Annotated in this window: 20 protein-coding genes; all 20 read left to right on the plus strand. The window is 40.7% G+C overall.

Annotated elements, in window-relative coordinates:
- Positions 1-59: 59 nt before the first annotated feature.
- Positions 60-1,340 carry a T9SS type A sorting domain-containing protein gene (locus J0L60_08480; protein MBN8546154.1) on the plus strand — a complete coding sequence of 427 codons (1,281 nt, stop codon included), beginning with the start codon at positions 60-62 and terminating at the stop codon, positions 1,338-1,340.
- A 104-nt stretch (positions 1,341-1,444) separates the two neighbouring features.
- Positions 1,445-1,891, plus strand: a complete 447-nt coding sequence (ssb, locus tag J0L60_08485; GenBank protein ID MBN8546155.1) for a single-stranded DNA-binding protein — start codon at positions 1,445-1,447, stop codon at positions 1,889-1,891.
- Positions 1,892-1,909: 18 nt separating this feature from the next.
- On the plus strand, positions 1,910-3,190 hold the full coding sequence (locus tag J0L60_08490; protein ID MBN8546156.1) for an HlyC/CorC family transporter: 1,281 nt from the start codon (positions 1,910-1,912) through the stop codon (positions 3,188-3,190).
- A gap of 23 nt (positions 3,191-3,213) precedes the next feature.
- Entirely contained in the window at positions 3,214-3,600 is a 387-nt protein-coding gene (locus J0L60_08495) for a hypothetical protein (protein MBN8546157.1), read from the plus strand.
- Complete coding sequence (locus tag J0L60_08500) at positions 3,600-4,535, plus strand: MCE family protein (protein MBN8546158.1); 936 nt, start codon at positions 3,600-3,602, stop codon at positions 4,533-4,535. Before J0L60_08495 ends, J0L60_08500 begins: the two co-directional genes overlap by 1 nt.
- Positions 4,507-6,225 carry a gamma-glutamyltransferase gene (gene ggt / locus J0L60_08505; protein ID MBN8546159.1) on the plus strand — a complete coding sequence of 573 codons (1,719 nt, stop codon included), beginning with the start codon at positions 4,507-4,509 and terminating at the stop codon, positions 6,223-6,225. The genes J0L60_08500 and ggt overlap by 29 nt, the downstream gene beginning before the upstream one ends.
- Positions 6,222-6,596, plus strand: a complete 375-nt coding sequence (gene acpS, locus J0L60_08510; GenBank protein ID MBN8546160.1) for a holo-ACP synthase — start codon at positions 6,222-6,224, stop codon at positions 6,594-6,596. Before ggt ends, acpS begins: the two co-directional genes overlap by 4 nt.
- A 159-nt stretch (positions 6,597-6,755) precedes the next feature.
- Entirely contained in the window at positions 6,756-7,184 is a 429-nt protein-coding gene (locus J0L60_08515; protein ID MBN8546161.1) for an HNH endonuclease, read from the plus strand.
- Between the two features lie 8 nt (positions 7,185-7,192).
- Positions 7,193-8,173, plus strand: a complete 981-nt coding sequence (gene trpS / locus J0L60_08520; protein MBN8546162.1) for a tryptophan--tRNA ligase — start codon at positions 7,193-7,195, stop codon at positions 8,171-8,173.
- Positions 8,174-8,893 carry a segregation/condensation protein A gene (locus J0L60_08525; protein MBN8546163.1) on the plus strand — a complete coding sequence of 240 codons (720 nt, stop codon included), beginning with the start codon at positions 8,174-8,176 and terminating at the stop codon, positions 8,891-8,893.
- Positions 8,886-9,530 carry an SMC-Scp complex subunit ScpB gene (scpB, locus tag J0L60_08530; GenBank protein MBN8546164.1) on the plus strand — a complete coding sequence of 215 codons (645 nt, stop codon included), beginning with the start codon at positions 8,886-8,888 and terminating at the stop codon, positions 9,528-9,530. The genes J0L60_08525 and scpB overlap by 8 nt, the downstream gene beginning before the upstream one ends.
- Positions 9,526-10,233: an rRNA pseudouridine synthase gene (locus J0L60_08535; GenBank protein ID MBN8546165.1), complete on the plus strand. Its 708-nt coding sequence runs from the start codon at positions 9,526-9,528 to the stop codon at positions 10,231-10,233. The genes scpB and J0L60_08535 overlap by 5 nt, the downstream gene beginning before the upstream one ends.
- On the plus strand, positions 10,211-11,716 hold the full coding sequence (gene dacB / locus J0L60_08540; protein ID MBN8546166.1) for a D-alanyl-D-alanine carboxypeptidase/D-alanyl-D-alanine-endopeptidase: 1,506 nt from the start codon (positions 10,211-10,213) through the stop codon (positions 11,714-11,716). The genes J0L60_08535 and dacB overlap by 23 nt, the downstream gene beginning before the upstream one ends.
- 49 nt (positions 11,717-11,765) lie before the next feature.
- The gene (gene lysS / locus J0L60_08545; GenBank protein ID MBN8546167.1) at positions 11,766-13,235 is read left to right on the plus strand and encodes a lysine--tRNA ligase; all 1,470 of its coding nucleotides are present in this window, start codon (positions 11,766-11,768) and stop codon (positions 13,233-13,235) included.
- Positions 13,235-14,176, plus strand: a complete 942-nt coding sequence (locus J0L60_08550) for a DUF2279 domain-containing protein (GenBank protein MBN8546168.1) — start codon at positions 13,235-13,237, stop codon at positions 14,174-14,176. Before lysS ends, J0L60_08550 begins: the two co-directional genes overlap by 1 nt.
- Entirely contained in the window at positions 14,176-14,916 is a 741-nt protein-coding gene (locus J0L60_08555) for a glycosyltransferase (protein ID MBN8546169.1), read from the plus strand. The genes J0L60_08550 and J0L60_08555 overlap by 1 nt, the downstream gene beginning before the upstream one ends.
- A gap of 15 nt (positions 14,917-14,931) precedes the next feature.
- Positions 14,932-16,521 carry a S41 family peptidase gene (locus J0L60_08560; protein ID MBN8546170.1) on the plus strand — a complete coding sequence of 530 codons (1,590 nt, stop codon included), beginning with the start codon at positions 14,932-14,934 and terminating at the stop codon, positions 16,519-16,521.
- Between the two features lie 36 nt (positions 16,522-16,557).
- Entirely contained in the window at positions 16,558-17,094 is a 537-nt protein-coding gene (locus tag J0L60_08565; protein MBN8546171.1) for a gamma carbonic anhydrase family protein, read from the plus strand.
- Positions 17,091-17,528: an rRNA maturation RNase YbeY gene (gene ybeY / locus J0L60_08570; GenBank protein MBN8546172.1), complete on the plus strand. Its 438-nt coding sequence runs from the start codon at positions 17,091-17,093 to the stop codon at positions 17,526-17,528. Before J0L60_08565 ends, ybeY begins: the two co-directional genes overlap by 4 nt.
- Before the next feature lie 22 nt (positions 17,529-17,550).
- Positions 17,551-18,447 (plus strand): tyrosine-type recombinase/integrase, encoded by an 897-nt coding sequence (locus J0L60_08575; GenBank protein MBN8546173.1) that lies wholly within the window; start codon positions 17,551-17,553, stop codon positions 18,445-18,447.
- Positions 18,448-18,462 lie beyond the last annotated feature (15 nt).

The raw sequence follows: 18,462 nt of genomic DNA on the forward strand, positions 1-18,462 counted from the left end.
TCAAGAAGTTTTACTAAATTTAGCAACGATTTTTTTTTATTTAACAACTCGAGGATCCAATGACTAAAAAGTCACTTTCAATAATTCTTGTTCTGTTTCTATTCTCCGCGACTTCTGCTTTTTCGCAATTAATCAATGAAAATTTCAACTATCCGGTCGGTGATTCAGTTTCCGCTCACGGATGGACCGGTCATAGCGGTTTCCTTACCAACAATATTCTTATTGGTGCCCCAGGGTTGGAATTCCCCGGCTATTTTGTAACCGGCGGCAACGCTGCATTGGTTAACAACACAGGTCAGGATATCAATAAAACTTTTGATTCGGTTAGTGCCGGAACTGTATATGCTTCATTTCTTCTCAAAGTCACCGCTGCACCGATAACCGGTTATTTCTTCCATCTTGGTCGTAATCCTTTTAATACATTCGATTTCAGAGCAAGAGTATGGGCAAAACCCGAAGGAGCCAATTTTAGACTCGGCATCAGTTTTTCAGGCAATGCTGACACAGTTTTCTCGACAGGAAGTTATTTTATCGACAGTACTTATCTTGTAGTCGTTAAATACAAAGTTGAAGCTGCTGCTGACGATTCAGTAAGTCTTTATGTTTTCAAACCAGGCGATAACTTTACTGTAGAACCGGCAGTTCCAACTGCAGGACCAAAAAGTACAACCGGTGGCGATATATCACCGGGTGCTGTTGCTCTTAGACAATATAATGCAGCTCAAAGATACACCGTTGACAATATTCTTGTTTCAACAAGCTGGATGCTCAATGTAGTACCTGTAGAATTTACCACATTCTCTGCCACTGCTCAGAATGGAAAAGTAAATCTCGTATGGGAAACTGCTTCAGAAACCAACAACAAAGGTTTTGAAGTTCAGAGAAGTCTTGACAATCAGAACTTCAGTAATGTAGGATATGTAACCGGAAAAGGTACAACAACCGAAACTTCCAGCTATAATTTCACAGATGATTTCGCTGTTTCAGGTAAAGTTTATTACAGATTGAAACAAATCGATTTTGACGGAACTTCCGCTTTCTCGAACACAATCGAAGTTGAATCGAACATGATTACCGGATTTGAATTATTCCAGAACTATCCAAACCCGTTCAACCCTTCAACCAGCATCAACTTTACCGTTTCTGAATCAGGTTTGGCAACATTGAAAATCTTCAGCGTTACAGGTGAAGAAGTTGCAAATCTCTTCAGTCAGTCAGTTGAAAAAGGAACTGTTTACACTGTTAATTTCAACGCAGCAAACCTGAACTCAGGTGTTTACTTTGCTCAGTTGTCACAAGGTAACAATGTTAAAAACATCAAATTGATCCTGAATAAATAAGCTTATTAGTCAGATTATTTGGAAAGCGAATAACCTTTTGGTTATTCGCTTTTTTATTTTAATTTTAGTATTGTAATTAATTTAATCTTTTAAATGGAGGAATTGTGGCACTATCACTAAACAAGGTAATGCTTGTCGGCAATCTCGGGAGAGATGTTGAAACAAGATTTTCGAATGATAACAGTCTGACCATATCCTCGTTCACCATGGCGACGAGTAGAAGTACAAAAGGAAAAGACAGCAACTGGATTAATGAATCAACATGGCACAATGTTGTGGCTTTCAATCTTAATGATAAAGTTCTCGAAGGTCTGCGAAAGGGAGTCCGTGTCTTTGTTGAAGGAAGAATCCAGATCAGAGAATACACAAAACAGGATAATACACCGGCAAAGGTGTACGAAATTGTGGCTGAAAAAGTTCAGTTTGTAGATAAAAAACAGGATGATGGCAGTTCACCATTCGAAGCATACGGTGGTGGTCAAAAATCTGAAAACACAGGAGCGTCTGAACCTGAGGCAGGTAAAAAAGTTGACGATGATCTTCCTTTTTAGTCAAATACGAGAACCTTTGTGCCAACCGAGCTGATTCTTCTCCTGGGCTTGCTTGGTTGCTTTATCGTGTCAGCACTGTTCAGTGGATCAGAGGTAGCCTTATTCGGAACTGATAAATCGTTATTAAAGAGGGGATTCCACAAGAACCCCCTCTTGTTGCGATATGCACTGTTTTTAGTGGAAAACCCAAAGCGACTGCTGGTTACCATTCTCTTGGGGAATAACCTGGTCAATACTCTTGCTTCCATCCTTGCGGTTGCAATAACTGTTATAGTTGCGGGTAAATTCTCGGTTGATCTCGAATCTGCTCTTACTGTTCAGATCGCAACTGTGACTATACTGGTGTTGCTTTTTGGCGAGATAACACCGAAAGTATTCGCCACCCATAATCCCATCGGTTTTCTGAAAATTGCTCTGGTACCTTTATACTGGGTCAGTCTTGTACTTTATCCTGCGTCCGAACTGATCAATGAGTTTATTAATTTTGCCTTCCAAAGGTTCAAGTTAAATAAATCCAAGCTTGCTATCAACCAGGATGATATCTCCCAACTCGCAGATATAGGACACAAAGCCGGTACTCTTGCCGAAAAAGAACATGAGATAATAAAGGGACTTGTCTCTTATATAAATGTTTCCGTTAAGCAGGTAATGAGACCCAGGGTGGATATAGTTGCAGTTCCTCAAAATTCTTCCCTGGATGAAGTGGCAAAACTCATTCTCGAAGCAGGTCACAGCCGGATACCGGTTTACAAGGATGATCTGGATAAGATAACCGGGATTCTTTATGCAAAAGATTTGTTACCACTGATTAAAAACACCATGATCAGAAACAAATTGGCTTTTACACCCACAAAACTCGCGCGTCCGGTAATGTTTGTACCTGAAACAAAATTAATCAGCGAATTGATGCAGGAATTCCAGGAAAAAAAACTTCACATGGCAATCGTCATTGATGAGTATGGTGGAACATCGGGTCTCATCACTCTGGAAGATATTCTCGAAGAGATACTCGGTGATATAAGGGATGAATACGATAAAGAGGAACCGACTATTAAAAAACTCGGACTCAATCTCTATGAAGTAAGCGGGGAACTGACCATTGGCGAACTTGAAGAATTGTTGCAGGTGGAATTCGGTGAAATATCTCCGGATATTCAAACTATAAGTGGTTTGATATTTGAAAGTGCCGGAAAGATTCCTGAAGCCGGTTTTTCAATACTCATTGGTCCCGTCCAATTCAAGGTTACCGGAGTTGAAAGAAACAGACTTCGCAAAATTTTAGTACGGCGTCAGCAGTGAAACCAGGATGTTTTCTTAAATCTTTGATTATTGGAACTATCCTTTTGGGTGCCATCATCTATATCATTTCGACCAAAGGGCAGGAATGGATAATAAATCCAGTGAAAGAAACACTGGTGGCGAATGCTTTTGAATCACTGCCGGCGGAGTTTAAGAAAATAAAGGATTCGAAAGAAAAATTGGTAATCGTCCAAAAACTCGACAGCCTGATTAATTTGGTCAAATCGGATTCCGTTTCGGCAACAATCAGCTTCACACGGCTGGAAAAGTTTCTGGAGCAATTGGCTACCTATTCACAAGACAGTGTACTTTCCAGGTCGGAAATGGAATTTCTAAAAAAACTCAGCGATGATATAGTTTCAACAAAAAAACGGAATTTAATCGAATTTGAAAAAGATACGGTGAAGTGATGAATCAACAGCATAAAATGGAAATAAAAGTCGGTTTAACGGTAATAATTGGTCTCCTTGTCCTTATTTGGGTGATCGGATGGGCAAAGAATTTAAGTGTGGTCGACAAGGACAAAAAGGTTAAGGTATTGTTTGGAAATGTATCGGGACTTGAAATTGGCGACAATGTAACGGTTAACGGTGTCCGTAAAGGATTTGTTGAAACCATTGTAGTGCAGGATTCGTCAGTGATTGTGGGTCTTTCGTTGGACAACGATGTTCAGTTGCCGGAAGGATCGAAGTTTTATGTTACCATGCTCGATCTTATGGGGGGCAAGAAGGTGGAAATAAAACCGGGCTCCAAAAAGATACCTCTGAATCTGGCACTTTTGCAGAAAGGTGAGTTTCAATTTGATGTTCCCGAAGTAATGAATCTCGTTGGAAATATGAGCGGTGATATTCCTAAAATAATGACGAAGATCGATACTTCCCTAAGTGCAATAAATGCTTATTTGAAGGATGACGATATAAAACGCGACATAAAAACAGGATTGAAAAATTTCGTGGCACTTGCGGTTGAATTCAGATCAGTCCTTCAGGAGCAAAGAGGTCAAATTGATGTTCTTGTAAAAAACGGAATAAGACTTGCTCAGAATGCTGACTCGTTAACAATGACGGCTTCCGGTTTCATAAAAGAGAATAAAGATTCTATTGCGAGCAGCATAAAAAATCTTAACAATCTTCTGGCGCAATCAGACAAACTTGTTTCGAAGCTGAACTCCATTATTGATGAGACAACATCTCAGAAGAACAATCTTGGGAAACTTCTTTATGATGAAAAAAGTTACGACGATTTAAGGGCTACTCTTAAAGACGCGAAAGAGCTTCTGCAATTAGTGAAAAAACAACTGAAAAATGAGGGATTGAATGTCAAAGCCAGAATCGATCTTTTCTAAGAATTACATTTCTTCCATTTTAGTTTTTTCAATTATCTTTTTTTATGGCTTTACAGGTTACTCCCAAATTCCACAAATTAAAGAGGGAATGGTTGTTTCGGCCGACTCAATCGCCACAGAAGTTGGGATTCAGATTCTCAGGGAAGGTGGTAATGCAGTCGATGCTGCGGTTGCAACTGGGTTTGCACTTGCGGTAACATACCCCGTAGCGGGTAATATTGGCGGTGGCGGATTCATGGTTATCAGACTTCAGAGTGGAGAGGAAATTACTCTGGATTACCGGGAAAAAGCTCCTTCGGGGGCAACCAGGGATATGTATCTTGATAAAGAGGGGAATTTTATCGACTCACTGGCTCAGGAAGGTATTCTCTCCGGCGGTGTTCCGGGAAGTGTTTCAGGACTGCTCACCGCCCTCGAAAAATACGGGACCATGAGCAGAGAGATGGTTATTGCGCCCGCTCTCAGACTTGCAAAGGAGGGCTTTAAATTACCCAAGCCTACCGCTGCCTCATTCAAAAAGTACAACAAAGTTTTCAATAAATTCCCGTCAACTTCTGCAATCTTTACAAAAAATGGTCTCCCATTCGAACCGGGCGAACTGTTTATTCAGAAAGATCTCGCCGAAACACTTGAACTGATTCTAAGAGAAGGAAAAAATGGATTTTACACGGGTCCTTTAGCAGACCGGATCGTAGCCCACATGAAAAGAGAATCAGGTTTAATTACCTCTGATGATCTGTTGAACTACGAAACTGTCGTTCGCAAGCCTGTTACAGGTAGCTACAGGGGATATAAGGTGATATCAATGCCTCCTCCGAGCTCGGGCGGAGTTGCTCTTATCCAATTGTTGAATATTCTTGAAAATATCGATTTAAAATCGTTAGGTCATTCTTCACCTGAATATGTTCATTACCTTGTTGAGGCAATGCGCAGGGTCTACGCTGACAGATCTGAATATCTGGGCGATCCCGATTTTTTTAAAGTACCTGTGAAAGATTTGATCAGCAAGGAGTATGCCAAAAAGCTTTTCTCGCAGATCAAATCCGTTGCAACTCCCTCGGAAGAGGTAAAACCGGGACTCGAAACCCCGAAAGAAAGCATGGAAACCACTCACTACTCAGTCCTGGACCGGTGGGGGAATGCGGTCAGTGTTACAACCACCATCAATTCAGGATACGGTTCAAAACTTGTTATAGACGGTACCGGTTTTTTCCTGAATAATGAAATGGATGATTTTTCTGCAAAACCTGGGGTTCCGAACCAGTTTGGTCTGCTGGGAAGCGACGCGAATTCCATCAAACCGGGCAAAAGGATGCTGTCATCGATGACCCCTACAATTTTACTTAAGGAGAATACTCCTGTCTTGATCGTCGGTTCCCCGGGTGGTTCGACGATTATTACCTCTGTCCTTCAGGTTATTCTCAATGTGGTTGATTTTGGCAACGATATCAGGAACGCAGTTGATCTGCCCCGTATTCACCATCAGTGGTACCCTGATGTGGTTTCAATTGAAGAAGATGTCTTTTCCACCGAAACCCGCGATATTTTTGAGAAAAAAGGCTACAAAGTGAAGGATATACCGCAACTTGGACTCATTGAAGCCATATCTATTGATAACAAAACCGGGGAGGTTTCCGGAGCCTCCGACAGAAGGGGAGTGGGTCTGGCACGAGGGGAGGGTCAGAAATGATAGTAGGAACAGGAGTGGATATCATAGAGATCGACAGGATTCGAAAATCCATCGAAAAATTTGGAGACCGGTTTCTAAATAAAATTTACACCAAAACCGAAATTGAATTCTGTTCGAGCAAAGCCGATAAATACAGAAGATATGCTGCACGATTTGCGATTAAAGAAGCAGTCTATAAAGCTGTCATGAAATATGATGCCACAATTGCATGGCTTGACATCTCAGTGCAAAATGACGGTGATGGGGCCCCTGTACTGGAGGAACTTTCGAAAATCACTGCCATAAAACAAGCCGGCATTCGGATACATATATCACTAAGTCATTGTAATACATTTGCTGTAGCCACTGCAATCGCAGAAAAAGAACTATAATCAAACTTCTTAGAGGTTTTTCTTGTTTCAGTATAAACAAGAAAGGAGCAACAATTCAGCTTCCAGAAAAATCAATCCGTTTTACACAATACCTTTGTACTTGTTCTAAATCAGAGTTATGAACCTCTTTCTGTTTGTTCAGTTCGCCGCGCTTTTGATATGATTTATCTGGGTAAGGCCGAGTTGGTACTTGCTGACAAAGAGAGGACTATAAAAAGTGTCAGGAAGAATTATCCCTTCCCCGTAGTAATCAGACTTAGGAAATATGTGCATATCCCTTATAAACAGGTAATCCTCACCCGAAAGAACATTCTCAGACGCGATGGTCACAAATGCGTCTATTGTGGAAAATCTGATGTTGTCCTCACTATTGACCATATTATCCCTAAATCGAGAGGTGGAGAAGACTCTTGGGAAAATCTGATTTCAGCCTGCCCAAAATGCAACAGCAAGAAAGGTGATCGTACTCCGTCTGAAGCAGGAATGCCGCTACACTTCCAGCCTTATGCTCCTAATAACATGTTTTTTATTAAATTTACAGTCGGTATTTTAGATAATCGCTGGAAACCATACCTTTTCACTAACTGAATTAATCAATGCAGAAAAAACGAATTTTAAGCGGGATGCGTCCAACTGGAAAGCTTCATCTCGGACATTACACCGGAGCCCTGGAAAACTGGATAAAACTACAGGATGAATACGAAAGTTACCATCTAATTGCAGATTACCATGTACTGACCACAAATCTGGACTCATCAAATATTTATAATGACACGATTGATATGGTCATCGACTGGCTGGCTGTCGGGTTGGATCCCGATAAAGTAAAAATGTTCAGACAATCGCAGATAAAGGAACATGCAGAGCTGTTTTTGATTTTCTCGATGCTCATCACTGCAAACAGACTTGAGAGAAATCCTTCATTGAAAGACCAGGTTAGAGACCTCAATATTCAACAAATAGTATATGGACACCTGGGATACCCTGTATTGCAGGCAGCAGATATCCTGATTTACAAGGGCGCTGTTGTTCCTGTGGGTGAAGATCAGGTTCCGCATGTTGAGATCACTCGTGAAATCGCCCGCCGGTTTAACAATCAGTACGGCGATGTTTTCCCTGAGCCCGAGCCTCTTCTTACCGTGTTTTCCCGGTTGGCAGGCTTGGATGGTGAAGCTAAAATGAGCAAGTCGCTTGGTAATACCATACTTCTTTCGGATGAACCTGAAACTGTAAAACTAAAACTTAAAAAAGCCGTTACAGATGTCCTTAAGGTAAGACGAAATGATCCGGGCAGACCTGAAGTCTGTGTTGTGTTTTCATACCATAAAAAATTCAATCCCGCTGAAGTTGAAGAAATTGAAGCAGGTTGCAGAAGTGGTGCGCTTGGATGTGTCGACTGTAAACTTAATTGTGCTTCAAAGATATCAAAATTCCTCGAGCCTGTGCTTGAAAAAAGAAAAACTTACGAGAACAACATCTCACTTGTACTCGATATAATTGCTGATGGTGAAAAAAGTGCAAAAACAGTTGCTAACGAAACTATGACAGCAGTTAGAAAAAACATGAATCTCGGCTAAATGTTCAAAGTCAAACTTGATTCGTTTGAAGGTCCTCTTGATCTTCTCCTCTTCTTTATCAAAAGGGATGAACTGGATATCTATGATATACCAATATCATATATCACCAATGAGTTTCTGAAGTATCTGGAGTTGATTAAAATTCTCGACCTCGAACAGGCAGGTGACTTCATCCTGCTGGCATCCACGCTGATGCATATCAAAGTGAGGATGCTGCTTCCGAAAGAGATTGACGAAAAGGGGGAGGAAATAGACCCCCGGGCTGATCTTGTAAAACAACTTTTGGAGTACAAGAGATACAAGGAAATGGCTGACGAATTTGTCTTTTTTGAATCGGAACAACGAAAATTGTTTTTCAGAGGCAATTTCAATCTGGACGAAAAATCAACTTTTGACGATACCGGGCTTTTATTGAAAAACATAACCGTATTCGATCTTGCGAGGGCATTCCAAAAAATAATGTCCAATCTGAAACCGGAACCGGTACATCAGATAAAGCGGGTACCTGTAAGCATCGAGGACCAAATGGAGTTTATCAGAAACCAATTACTCCTGGAGAAAAGAGTAATTTTTTCGAGAATGGTTACAGGATTAAAGATTAAAATCCAAATCGTCTATACATTCATCGCTTTGCTCGAGATGGTAAAAATGCAGTTGATCGGCATAAAGGAGTCCGACAATTTTAATGATTTTGAAATATATGAATTAGAAAATGGTTGAAGAAGTATATCTTCCTGTTATTGAAGGACTCGTTTTTGCATCCGAAGACCCGATTACTTCAGATGAACTTGTAAGGGCTATCATCGCCATTGATGGTGAAACCACTGCAATTTCTTCCGGCGACATCGATTCGGCTATTGATTTGATTAATTTAAAGTACGAGCCGGCACACTTTCCTTTCAAAATCGTCAAAATAGCCGGTGGATTTCTCTTTGCAACAAAACCTGAATTGAGTAAATATCTCGGTTATCTAAATTCGGAAAAGATCAAACGAAGACTTTCTCAGGCATCCCTTGAAACTCTTTCGATAATTGCTTATAAACAACCTATAACGAAACCTGACATTGAAGCCATAAGGGGCGTCAATTCTGATTATATCCTGAGTACTTTGCTTGACAAGAGACTTATAACCATTACAGGGAGGGCCGAAACTGTCGGAAGACCCCTGTTGTACGGTACAACTGAAGAATTTCTTAAATATTTCGGGCTGAATAAAATTTCAGACCTGCCAAAACCGCGTGAAATTGATGAATTGATGCAAGATGAAGATTTTATTGAGCAGAAAAGAAAATTGATGATGCAAGCGGTTGAAGAAACAATAGAATTGGAATTAAAAGATGACAACATCGAAAATTAGAATTAATAAATTTCTCGCGATGTCAGGGGTGGCGAGCAGAAGAAAAGCGGAAGAGTACATTCTTGAGGGGAGAGTGGATGTAAACGGAAATACCATCATCTCTCTGAGTTTCATGGTTGACCCGGACAAGGATAAAGTATCTCTTGATGGCGAACCTCTCAAATTCGAAGAGAAGGTCTATTATATTTTGAACAAACCATCAGGTTACATAACTACCGTTGAAGACGATAAAAACCGCCCTACAGTGATGGAACTGATAAAAACTTCGAAAAGGATTTTTCCGGTTGGCAGACTTGACTATGATACAACAGGGGTCCTGATCCTTAGTAATGACGGTGAATTTGCAAATGTTATGCTGCACCCCAAAAACAAGATACTCAGAACTTATGAAGTAAAGTTGGATAAACCATTTGAACAAAGTCATTTAGAACCTTTGCTGAAAGGAGTGTCGATCGAGGGCGGGAAAGGCAAGTTCGAAAATGTTAAAGTCGACAAAAAGAATCCCCGTTCCCTGACAGTCGAATGTACCGAAGGAAGAAATCTTTTTGTGAAAAGGATGTTCAGGAAGATGGGTTATTTCGTTGATAAACTTCATCGCAGCAAGTTCGCCGGTTTTACAGTGAACGATCTAAAATCTGGCGCCTACAGACAGGCAAGTAATCAAGAAATCCAGGATGTGCTTGCGAAATATACTCACAGTTAGTTTTGCTTTTGCGATAATTCTTAACTTCAGTATTGAAGCACAGAAGGATTCCGTCCGGAACAGCCCAAAATACTGGACTGCCGGATCAAAAGAAATATGGCAGACTATTGACGGCATCCTAAGCGATCCAAATATTTCGAGCGCTACTTGGGGAGTGGTCATCCAGTCCATTTCTTCGGGCGAAATTCTTTACAAAAGAAATGAAAATAAGCTCCTGAATTCGGCTTCATTGATAAAGCTTTTTACCACAGGTGCCGCTCTAACATATTTGGGAAGTGATTTTGTTTACGAAACTCTCGTAAAAACTTCGGGAACCATTGAAGGTGACCAATTAAAAGGTGACCTGATTATTACAGGCTCAGGTGATCCCACCATCTCAGGCAGACTTCAAAACAATGATGTCTACGCAATTTTCAACTCGTGGGCTGACAAGTTAATAGAACTGGGGGTTTTGAATATTAATGGTGACCTTATTGGTGACGACAGGTATTTCGAAAGCAATGGTATCGGGAAGGGATGGCAATGGGACCATCTTGGTGAGTGGTTCGCGGCCCGTTCAAGTGCTTTGGCGTTTAACGATAATTCTGTGGATGTTACCATCCTTCCGGGAGAAACGGGCTTTCGAGCAGAACTCGATATGACACCTTCCACTAAATATGTCAGTATCATCAATGATCTTGAGACTGTTGGAAAAGATTCTACTACTGCCATTGAAATCCTGAAATACCCCGGGAGTAATATCATAAGGATTTCCGGTACAATAAAAGAGACAGATAAACCTGTTGTGAAGAGTCTTGCCATCGATGAACCCGGCGAGTTTTTCCTGCAGTGTCTACGCGAAGTGCTGCACAAAAGAGGGATTAAAGTCAAAGGTAGAATCAAACTCTTGTCCCAGTACACAAGCCCTCAAGCGGATCCGAAAACAACCATTTTGTTTCGGCACAAATCAAAGCCACTCTCGGAAATTATAAAACTGTGTAACAAGAACAGTTATAACTTTTATGCTGAACAGTTGTTAAAGACAATCGGACTGGTAGAATCGGGGCTGGGAAGCACAAAAAATGGAATAAATTCAGTAACCAGACATCTTAAGAGCGCCGGAATTGATCCAGCGACATTGAACATCGTTGACGGGAGCGGTCTTAGTTTGCTAAATCTTACCTCGGCGGAGCAGTTTTCAAAGTATCTGCGTGTTATCTTTAAATCTGAGGACTTTTCCTATTTTTATAATTCGCTACCGGTGGCAGGTCGTGACGGGTCTCTTGCGGACCGGTTACTTGATGCCAGTGCAGCGAACAATCTAAGAGCTAAACCCGGTCTGAATGAAAATGTGAGAAGTCTGGCCGGATATATCAAATCCGCAGACAACGAGATGATTTCTGTTGTGTTCATTGCAAACAATTTTCTTGTACCATATTCTTTTATCGATAATATTATAGACAAAATTTGTAACAGATTAAGTATTTTGAAGAGAAAAAAATAAAGGAAATAAATTGGAAAATATCCATGTAAATGATGACCTCAACTCATTAATGAGGCGAAGACTTGAGGAATTAGATGAATTGAAAGCAAAAGGAATAAATACCTTTGCATACAGTTTTGATGTAACTTCCGATTCGAAGGATATAATCGAAAATTATGTCGACGAGAGTAAGAGGGAAGTGAAAATCGCAGGAAGAATAGTCACCATCCGCCGTATGGGAAAAGCGTCTTTTGCTCATATTCAGGACAGAGCCGGCAAAATTCAAATCTATCTCCGTCGTGATGATATCCCTGAACAATATGAAAACTTCAAACTTTTTGACATCGGGGACATTGTCGGCGTAGAAGGATATGTATTTAAGACCAGAACAGGGGAGGTTTCAGTACACGCCACTTCAGTTCAGTTACTTACGAAGTCGATCCGCCCAATTCCCGTACCAAAAGAGATGATTGATGAAGAGGGAAACAAGGTTATCTACGATCAGTTTTCAGACAAAGAATTAAGGTACCGTCAGAGATATCTTGATTTGATTTTAAACCCTGAAGTAAAAGAAGTGTTTGTCACCCGCTCAAAAATAATCTCTGCAATGAGGTCGTTCCTCGATTCCAAGGGGATTCTTGAGGTTGAAACTCCAGCTCTGCAGTCGATTTATGGAGGTGCATCTGCACGTCCGTTTGTCACACACCACAACGCACTGAATATCCCTCTCTATCTCCGAATTGCAGATGAACTCTACCTGAAAAGGCTCATCGTCGGCGGTTTTGACGGAGTTTATGAGATCTCAAAGGATTTCAGAAACGAGGGAATGGACAAAACACATAATCCTGAATTCACAATGATGGAAGTTTATGTTGCCTACAGAGACTATGAGTGGATGATGTCTTTCGTCGAAGAAATGGTGGAACATATCTGTATATCGGTGTATGGTACTACAAAATTTGATGTCGATGGTCAGACTATCGAATTTAAGGGTCCTTGGAAAAGAGTTTCGATGGTTGATTCCTTAAAGGAAAAAACAGGTATCGATTTCCTGACCGCATCAGATGAAGAAGTACTCACAATTGCTAAAAAATTTGGTATCGACACACAGAAAGTTCAAAGCCGTGGGAAAATTATAGACGAACTTTTCGAAATCACAACACAAAGTGAGTTGATACAGCCCACTTTTGTGATCGATTATCCCGTTGTAACCTCTCCATTGGCAAAAAAACACCGTGAGAAAGACGGACTTGTTGAGAGATTTGAAGGATTTGTTGTGGGAAGAGAAATCTGCAATGCCTTCAGTGAGCTGAACGATCCCATTGATCAGAGAGCACGATTTGAAGATCAGCTTAAGCAGCGCGATCAGGGTGACGATGAGGCTCAGGTAATTGATGAGGATTTTGTTAGAGCGCTTGAATACGGCATGCCTCCTACTGCCGGCTTGGGTGTCGGTATCGACCGTCTCGTCATGCTCCTTACGAACCAGCCTTCAATCAGGGATGTGATTCTCTTTCCAACCATGAAGCCCCTGAAATAGTGAGAAAATATCTCCCGTTTTATTTGCTCATAATTTTGATCAATCTCTTGCCACAGTCTGAAAGTGGCAAGAGTCTGATCCCTCCAAGGGAACCGGGTGACTCAATCATGATTTTTCCCGATTCTTCCCGGGTTCTGAAACCGGTTTATCCAAAAATAGAATTCCCAAAGCCCGATTATCTGCTCCTAGGTGGTCTTGGTGCCGTTTACACAGGCTCCATCGCTGCAATTCACTTGTATCAAACAAATGCATGGTGGAGCGGAAAAAGAGGAAGTTTCAGATTTATAGAAGACTGGGACTACGCATTATGGCTCGATAAAGTCGGCCATTTCTACGCTCCAATAATTCTCTCACATGCTTTTTCGGTCGGACTCGAGGCAGCCAAAGTTGATTATGGCACCGGCATTTGGGTATCCTCGGCAGCAGCGCTCTTTTTTCAATTATATGTGGAATTTGAAGATGGGTTTGCTCAGGACTGGGGTTTTAGCAGAGGGGATGCCATAGCAGATGTTCTTGGAGCTGCATACCCGGTTTTTCAGTATTACTATCCTGTCCTTTACAATTTCCAGCCCAGATTTAGTTATTTCCCTAAAAATCTTGGGAAGGAAGGACATAATCCGGGTCAAAAACTCATAGTGGTTGATGATTATGAAGGACAAAAATTCTGGCTCTCCGTCCGCGTTAATAATTTGTTTGGCGAGAGCTTCAAGAAGTTTTGGCCTGATTTTCTGATGCTTAGTCTGGGATATGGTGTACGAGACCTTGACGGCAGGGGGGGCGGAAAAGCTGATTTTTATATAGCACTCGATCTTGATTACGAAACCATCCCTCTATATGGTGCATTCTGGCAGATGGTTAAAAATACCTTTGGATTTATCAAATTTCCGATGCCTGCAGTTAGAATTACAAACGGTGTGGCATTTTTTGGTCTTTGCTTTTGATGGGAAACCCGGAATTTTCGATCATCATACCAACACTAAATGAAGAAAAACTCCTTGAGGGACTTTTTGCAAATTTAAAAGAAGCAATCAGACACACAAAACATTCGGTGGAGGTGATTGTCGCAGATGGGGGGAGCACCGATGGGACAATCCCGATTGCACTCAGGTATGCAGATAAGATAGTTAACGCCAAATTCGACGAGGTTAACAATATTGCTTCAGGAAGAAATGCAGGTGCAAAAAATGCAGCAGGAGATTTTCTTGTGTTCTGCAATGCAGATATTCTTTTTGATGATGTGAAATATGTGATCGACAGGATATACAGTGAATTCGAAACTAAAAGCCGGCTCATTGCTATTGCTGCATGGGTTGATACTTTTCCCGAGGAAGAAAAAACCATCGACCGGATTTTCCATCGGTTCTACAACCACTACTTTAAATTTCTAAACACTCTCAATCTTGGTATGGGCAGGGGTGAGTGCATCATAGTAAAAAAGGAATTTTTTGAAAAGGCAGGATATTTTAATTTTGCACTTCCGGCGGGCGAAGATTTTGAACTTTTTAATCGTCTTATAAAATTGGGGAAGGTCGAATATTCAAAAAAGATTAGAGTATTTGAATCGCCCAGACGATTTCGAAAGTCCGGATATTTAAGGGTAACTGCGTTGTGGACATTTAATGCACTTTCAATTATGCTGAGAAAAAAGACCGTTTCCTCTGAATGGAAGCCGGTCAGATAGAAAATCTGGTAACAAATGGATAATAAAGTTGTAAAGTCACTATTAGTGATCGTTGTACTCCTCTCCTTTTTCATGCTGTATGAGCGATTTTACGGTAACGGTAGCCTCTTCGCTACAAGTGAAAAGGATAAAATTGATCAGGCATACGACCTGATTAAAAAATTGTATGTTGACGAACTCTCCGATTCGACCCTTGGAAGGAACGCAATCGAGGGAATACTCTCAAATCTTGACCCTCACAGTGTCTATTTGACCGATGATGAGGTCAGAGGAAGTGAAGAGGAAATGAAAGGTGAGTTCGAAGGTATCGGGATTGAGTTTCAATTGATAAAAGACACTATCAATGTTATTTCTGTAATGTCTGGGGGTCCAAGTGAAAAAGCCGGGCTCCTTCCGGGTGACAAAATAATTAAAATTGGCGACTCTTCTGCCGTGAAAATTAAGACTGAGCTGATCCGAAAAAGAATAAAAGGGAAAGCCGGCTCCACTGTTAACATCTCGATATTGAGGTATGGCAAAAAGGATTTAATTGTCAAATCGATCAGGAGAGGTAAAATTCCTGTTAAATCTGTCACCGCAGGGTTCATGCTCGATTCGATAACAGGCTACTTTAACATAGTAAGATTTGGTGAAAAGACATCCGTAGAAGTACTCGATATGTTGAATTCACTTCGGGCGAAGGGAATGAAGCAGATCGTAATCGATTTGCGTAATAATCCGGGCGGATATCTGAACGAGGCAGTAAAAATAGCCGATTACTTCATCGATGGCGAGAAGGTAATTGTCTCAACAAAAGGACGAATTTCTCAGGCAAATGAAGTTTTTAAGGCTGAAACCGCATATCCGTTTGAAAAAATGCCTCTGATTCTCCTTATAAACAGGTCAAGTGCATCAGCAGCGGAAATACTCGCAGGAGCAATTCAGGATTGGGACAGGGGTCTAATCATCGGAGAAAGAAGCTTCGGGAAAGGACTTGTACAACAGCAGGTGCCTCTTAGCGATGGCTCGGCCATTAGACTGACAATCGCGAAATATTACACTCCGTTGGGGAGATCGATACAAAGACATTACGAAAATAAAGAAGAATACTATAAGGAAGTGGAGGAGAGGGATGATTCTGAAAACGATTCCCTTTCAGACTCGGTAAATCATCTTCCTTCTTATCTTACACCGGACAAAAGAAAAGTATATGGCGGGGGAGGAATAACCCCTGATGTGGCTGCCGGTGTTTTTGAAGACAAGAAAGAGGCTTACGCTCTGTTGAGAAACAACTTTTACTCACAGGCTGCACTTTTGTGGTTCGAAAAAAATGGCGATCGAATTAAAAGTGAATTTAAGGATGTGAGCAAGTTTGAGAGCAAATTTGAATTTAGTCAAGGTGAAATAAATTCATTCCTCACTTTTGCCGGAGAGATAAATCTTGAATCGGACATCAAAAATTCACCTGCCAGCATATCGTATATGAAAAACAGAATTAAAGCCGAGGTCGCACGGTATATCTGGAACCAGCAAGGTTTCTATTTCGTTTTCATGAAACATGATGATGTTGTACTCAAAGCTCTGAAACTGTTTCCTGAAGCGGCTAAAATTGCAAAACTGAGATAGAGGAGAAAATTTAGATTGAAAAATTCGAAAGCCACCATCTGTTCTTACGCAGGTAAATTTCCTCAAATAGATGATTCCGTTTTTATCGCTGACGGAGTCAGAATAATCGGGGATGTTACTGTCGGAAAATGTTCTTCGCTGTGGTATAACTCAGTGCTTAGAGGCGATATTGAGTCAATTACGATTGGTGAATTTACCAATATACAGGATGGTTCAATCCTTCATGTAAACAGTGGTAACTTACCTTTGAAAATTGGCAGTTTCGTCACTGTAGGGCATAGTGCCAACTTGCACGCGTGCACTATTGAAGACTATACTCTCATAGGAATAGGCTCTATAATTCTCGATGGTGCTCTCGTTGAAAAGAATTCCATTGTTGCTGCAGGGTCTGTCGTTACTCCCGGGATGGTTATAAAATCCGGTTTTATGTACGCTGAAGCACCTGCAAAAATAATTCGAAATTTATCTGAGAAAGAACTTGCTTATTTCGAAAAAAGTGCTTATCATTATTTTGAGATTGCAAAAGAAAGTGAAATATCAATTTTGTCTGATATTAGAAAGGACTTGCAATGAAAAATATTGATGTAGAAATTCATTCGAAACCTGCACTCACAAAAACACTGGTAAAAACCATAGTGAATGAGGTCTCGAAGATTAAGAATTTCCATTTTTCTTACCTTGAGATTTCTTTCGTTACAAAGGAAATTATTCGGGAAATAAACAAAGAACATCTTAATCACGATTATCCCACAGATATCATCACCTTCGAGTACGACAGAGACGAGGATGGCAAAATAGATGCCGAATTGCTTATCTGCAGTGAAATTGCTGAAGAAAATGCCGAAGAATTTGGTGTTTCGGTGGAAAGTGAGCTCCTCAGACTGATTGTTCACGGGATTTTGCATTTGACCGGTTACGATGATACAACTGATGAGAAGAAAAAAATCATGAAAAGTGAGGAAGATCATCTCGTAGAGTTGCTTTATCCAAAATTATTTATTATATAATCAAGCAACTTTTTTATATTCTGTGATCATCGACCTCGAAAAAAATTGTGAAGCTTTTCTGGCTTATCTCGAGCTGGAAAAAAAGACTTCGCAGAATACGTTGACAGCATACCGGCATGACTTGCAAGAGTTCAGGAATTTCTGTTACGAACTTGAAATCAAAGCCATAAGTTCTGTTACGATAAAAGTTATCAAAAGATATGTCGGTCACATGAATGGAAGAGATCTTGACAAATCCAGTATCGCCAGAAAAATGACGACACTAAGGATGTTTTTCGATTTTTTACTGGATCGCGAATTGATTGATTATAATTTTGTTAAAGATATAAAAAATCCAAAATTTCGAAGAAAACTGCCGGAGATTATCTCTGAAAAGGAATTTGAAAAAGCTGCCTCAGTATCGCAATCACTCGAACAAAACCAATTTAAAATTCTTCTCCATGAAGCAATTCTTGAGTTGCTCTATGGTTGTTCTTTGCGTGTTTCAGAGGTTTGTTCCGTAAAAACCGGGGATATCGATTTCCTGAAAGGATCAATCAGAGTTCTTGGGAAGGGCTCAAAAGTCAGAATTGTCCCTGTCGGAAGAGTTTCCCTTGATTGTCTGAAAAAATATTACGATATTAGAATTGGAATCTCTGTCAGTCCGTATTTCCTGATTAATCATCTTGGGAATAATATCAATGTAAAATATGTATACCGGCTGGTAAACCGTTACCTGTCGGTAGTCACCGAGATTGAGAAAAAAAGTCCGCATGTGTTGCGACACAGTTCGGCAACCCACATGCTTGACAATGGAGCGGATTTACTGGCGATAAAAGAGATATTAGGTCATGAAAATCTTTCAACCACCCAGATATATACACATGTAAGTATCGAACGGTTGCGAAGTATATACAAAAAAGCTCACCCAAAGTCATAATTATTCGGGAGGTAC

It is taken from the genome of Ignavibacteria bacterium (assembly GCA_017302895.1).
Taxonomy (GTDB): Bacteria; Bacteroidota; Ignavibacteria; order Ignavibacteriales; family Ignavibacteriaceae; genus UTCHB3.

Bases quoted from the DNA above. Each gene is read 5' to 3' on its own strand.
- trpS (MBN8546162.1), top strand. From the start codon at position 7,193: ATGCAGAAAAAACGAATTTTAAGCGGGATGCGTCCAACTGGAAAGCTT.
- J0L60_08480 (MBN8546154.1), top strand. From the start codon at position 60: ATGACTAAAAAGTCACTTTCAATAATTCTTGTTCTGTTTCTATTCTCC.
- J0L60_08555 (MBN8546169.1), top strand. From the start codon at position 14,176: ATGGGAAACCCGGAATTTTCGATCATCATACCAACACTAAATGAAGAA.
- J0L60_08525 (MBN8546163.1), top strand. From the start codon at position 8,174: ATGTTCAAAGTCAAACTTGATTCGTTTGAAGGTCCTCTTGATCTTCTC.
- lysS (MBN8546167.1), top strand. From the start codon at position 11,766: ATGAGGCGAAGACTTGAGGAATTAGATGAATTGAAAGCAAAAGGAATA.
- scpB (MBN8546164.1), top strand. From the start codon at position 8,886: ATGGTTGAAGAAGTATATCTTCCTGTTATTGAAGGACTCGTTTTTGCA.
- J0L60_08560 (MBN8546170.1), top strand. From the start codon at position 14,932: ATGGATAATAAAGTTGTAAAGTCACTATTAGTGATCGTTGTACTCCTC.
- ggt (MBN8546159.1), top strand. From the start codon at position 4,507: ATGTCAAAGCCAGAATCGATCTTTTCTAAGAATTACATTTCTTCCATT.
- acpS (MBN8546160.1), top strand. From the start codon at position 6,222: ATGATAGTAGGAACAGGAGTGGATATCATAGAGATCGACAGGATTCGA.
- ybeY (MBN8546172.1), top strand. From the start codon at position 17,091: ATGAAAAATATTGATGTAGAAATTCATTCGAAACCTGCACTCACAAAA.
- J0L60_08500 (MBN8546158.1), top strand. From the start codon at position 3,600: ATGAATCAACAGCATAAAATGGAAATAAAAGTCGGTTTAACGGTAATA.
- J0L60_08515 (MBN8546161.1), top strand. From the start codon at position 6,756: ATGATTTATCTGGGTAAGGCCGAGTTGGTACTTGCTGACAAAGAGAGG.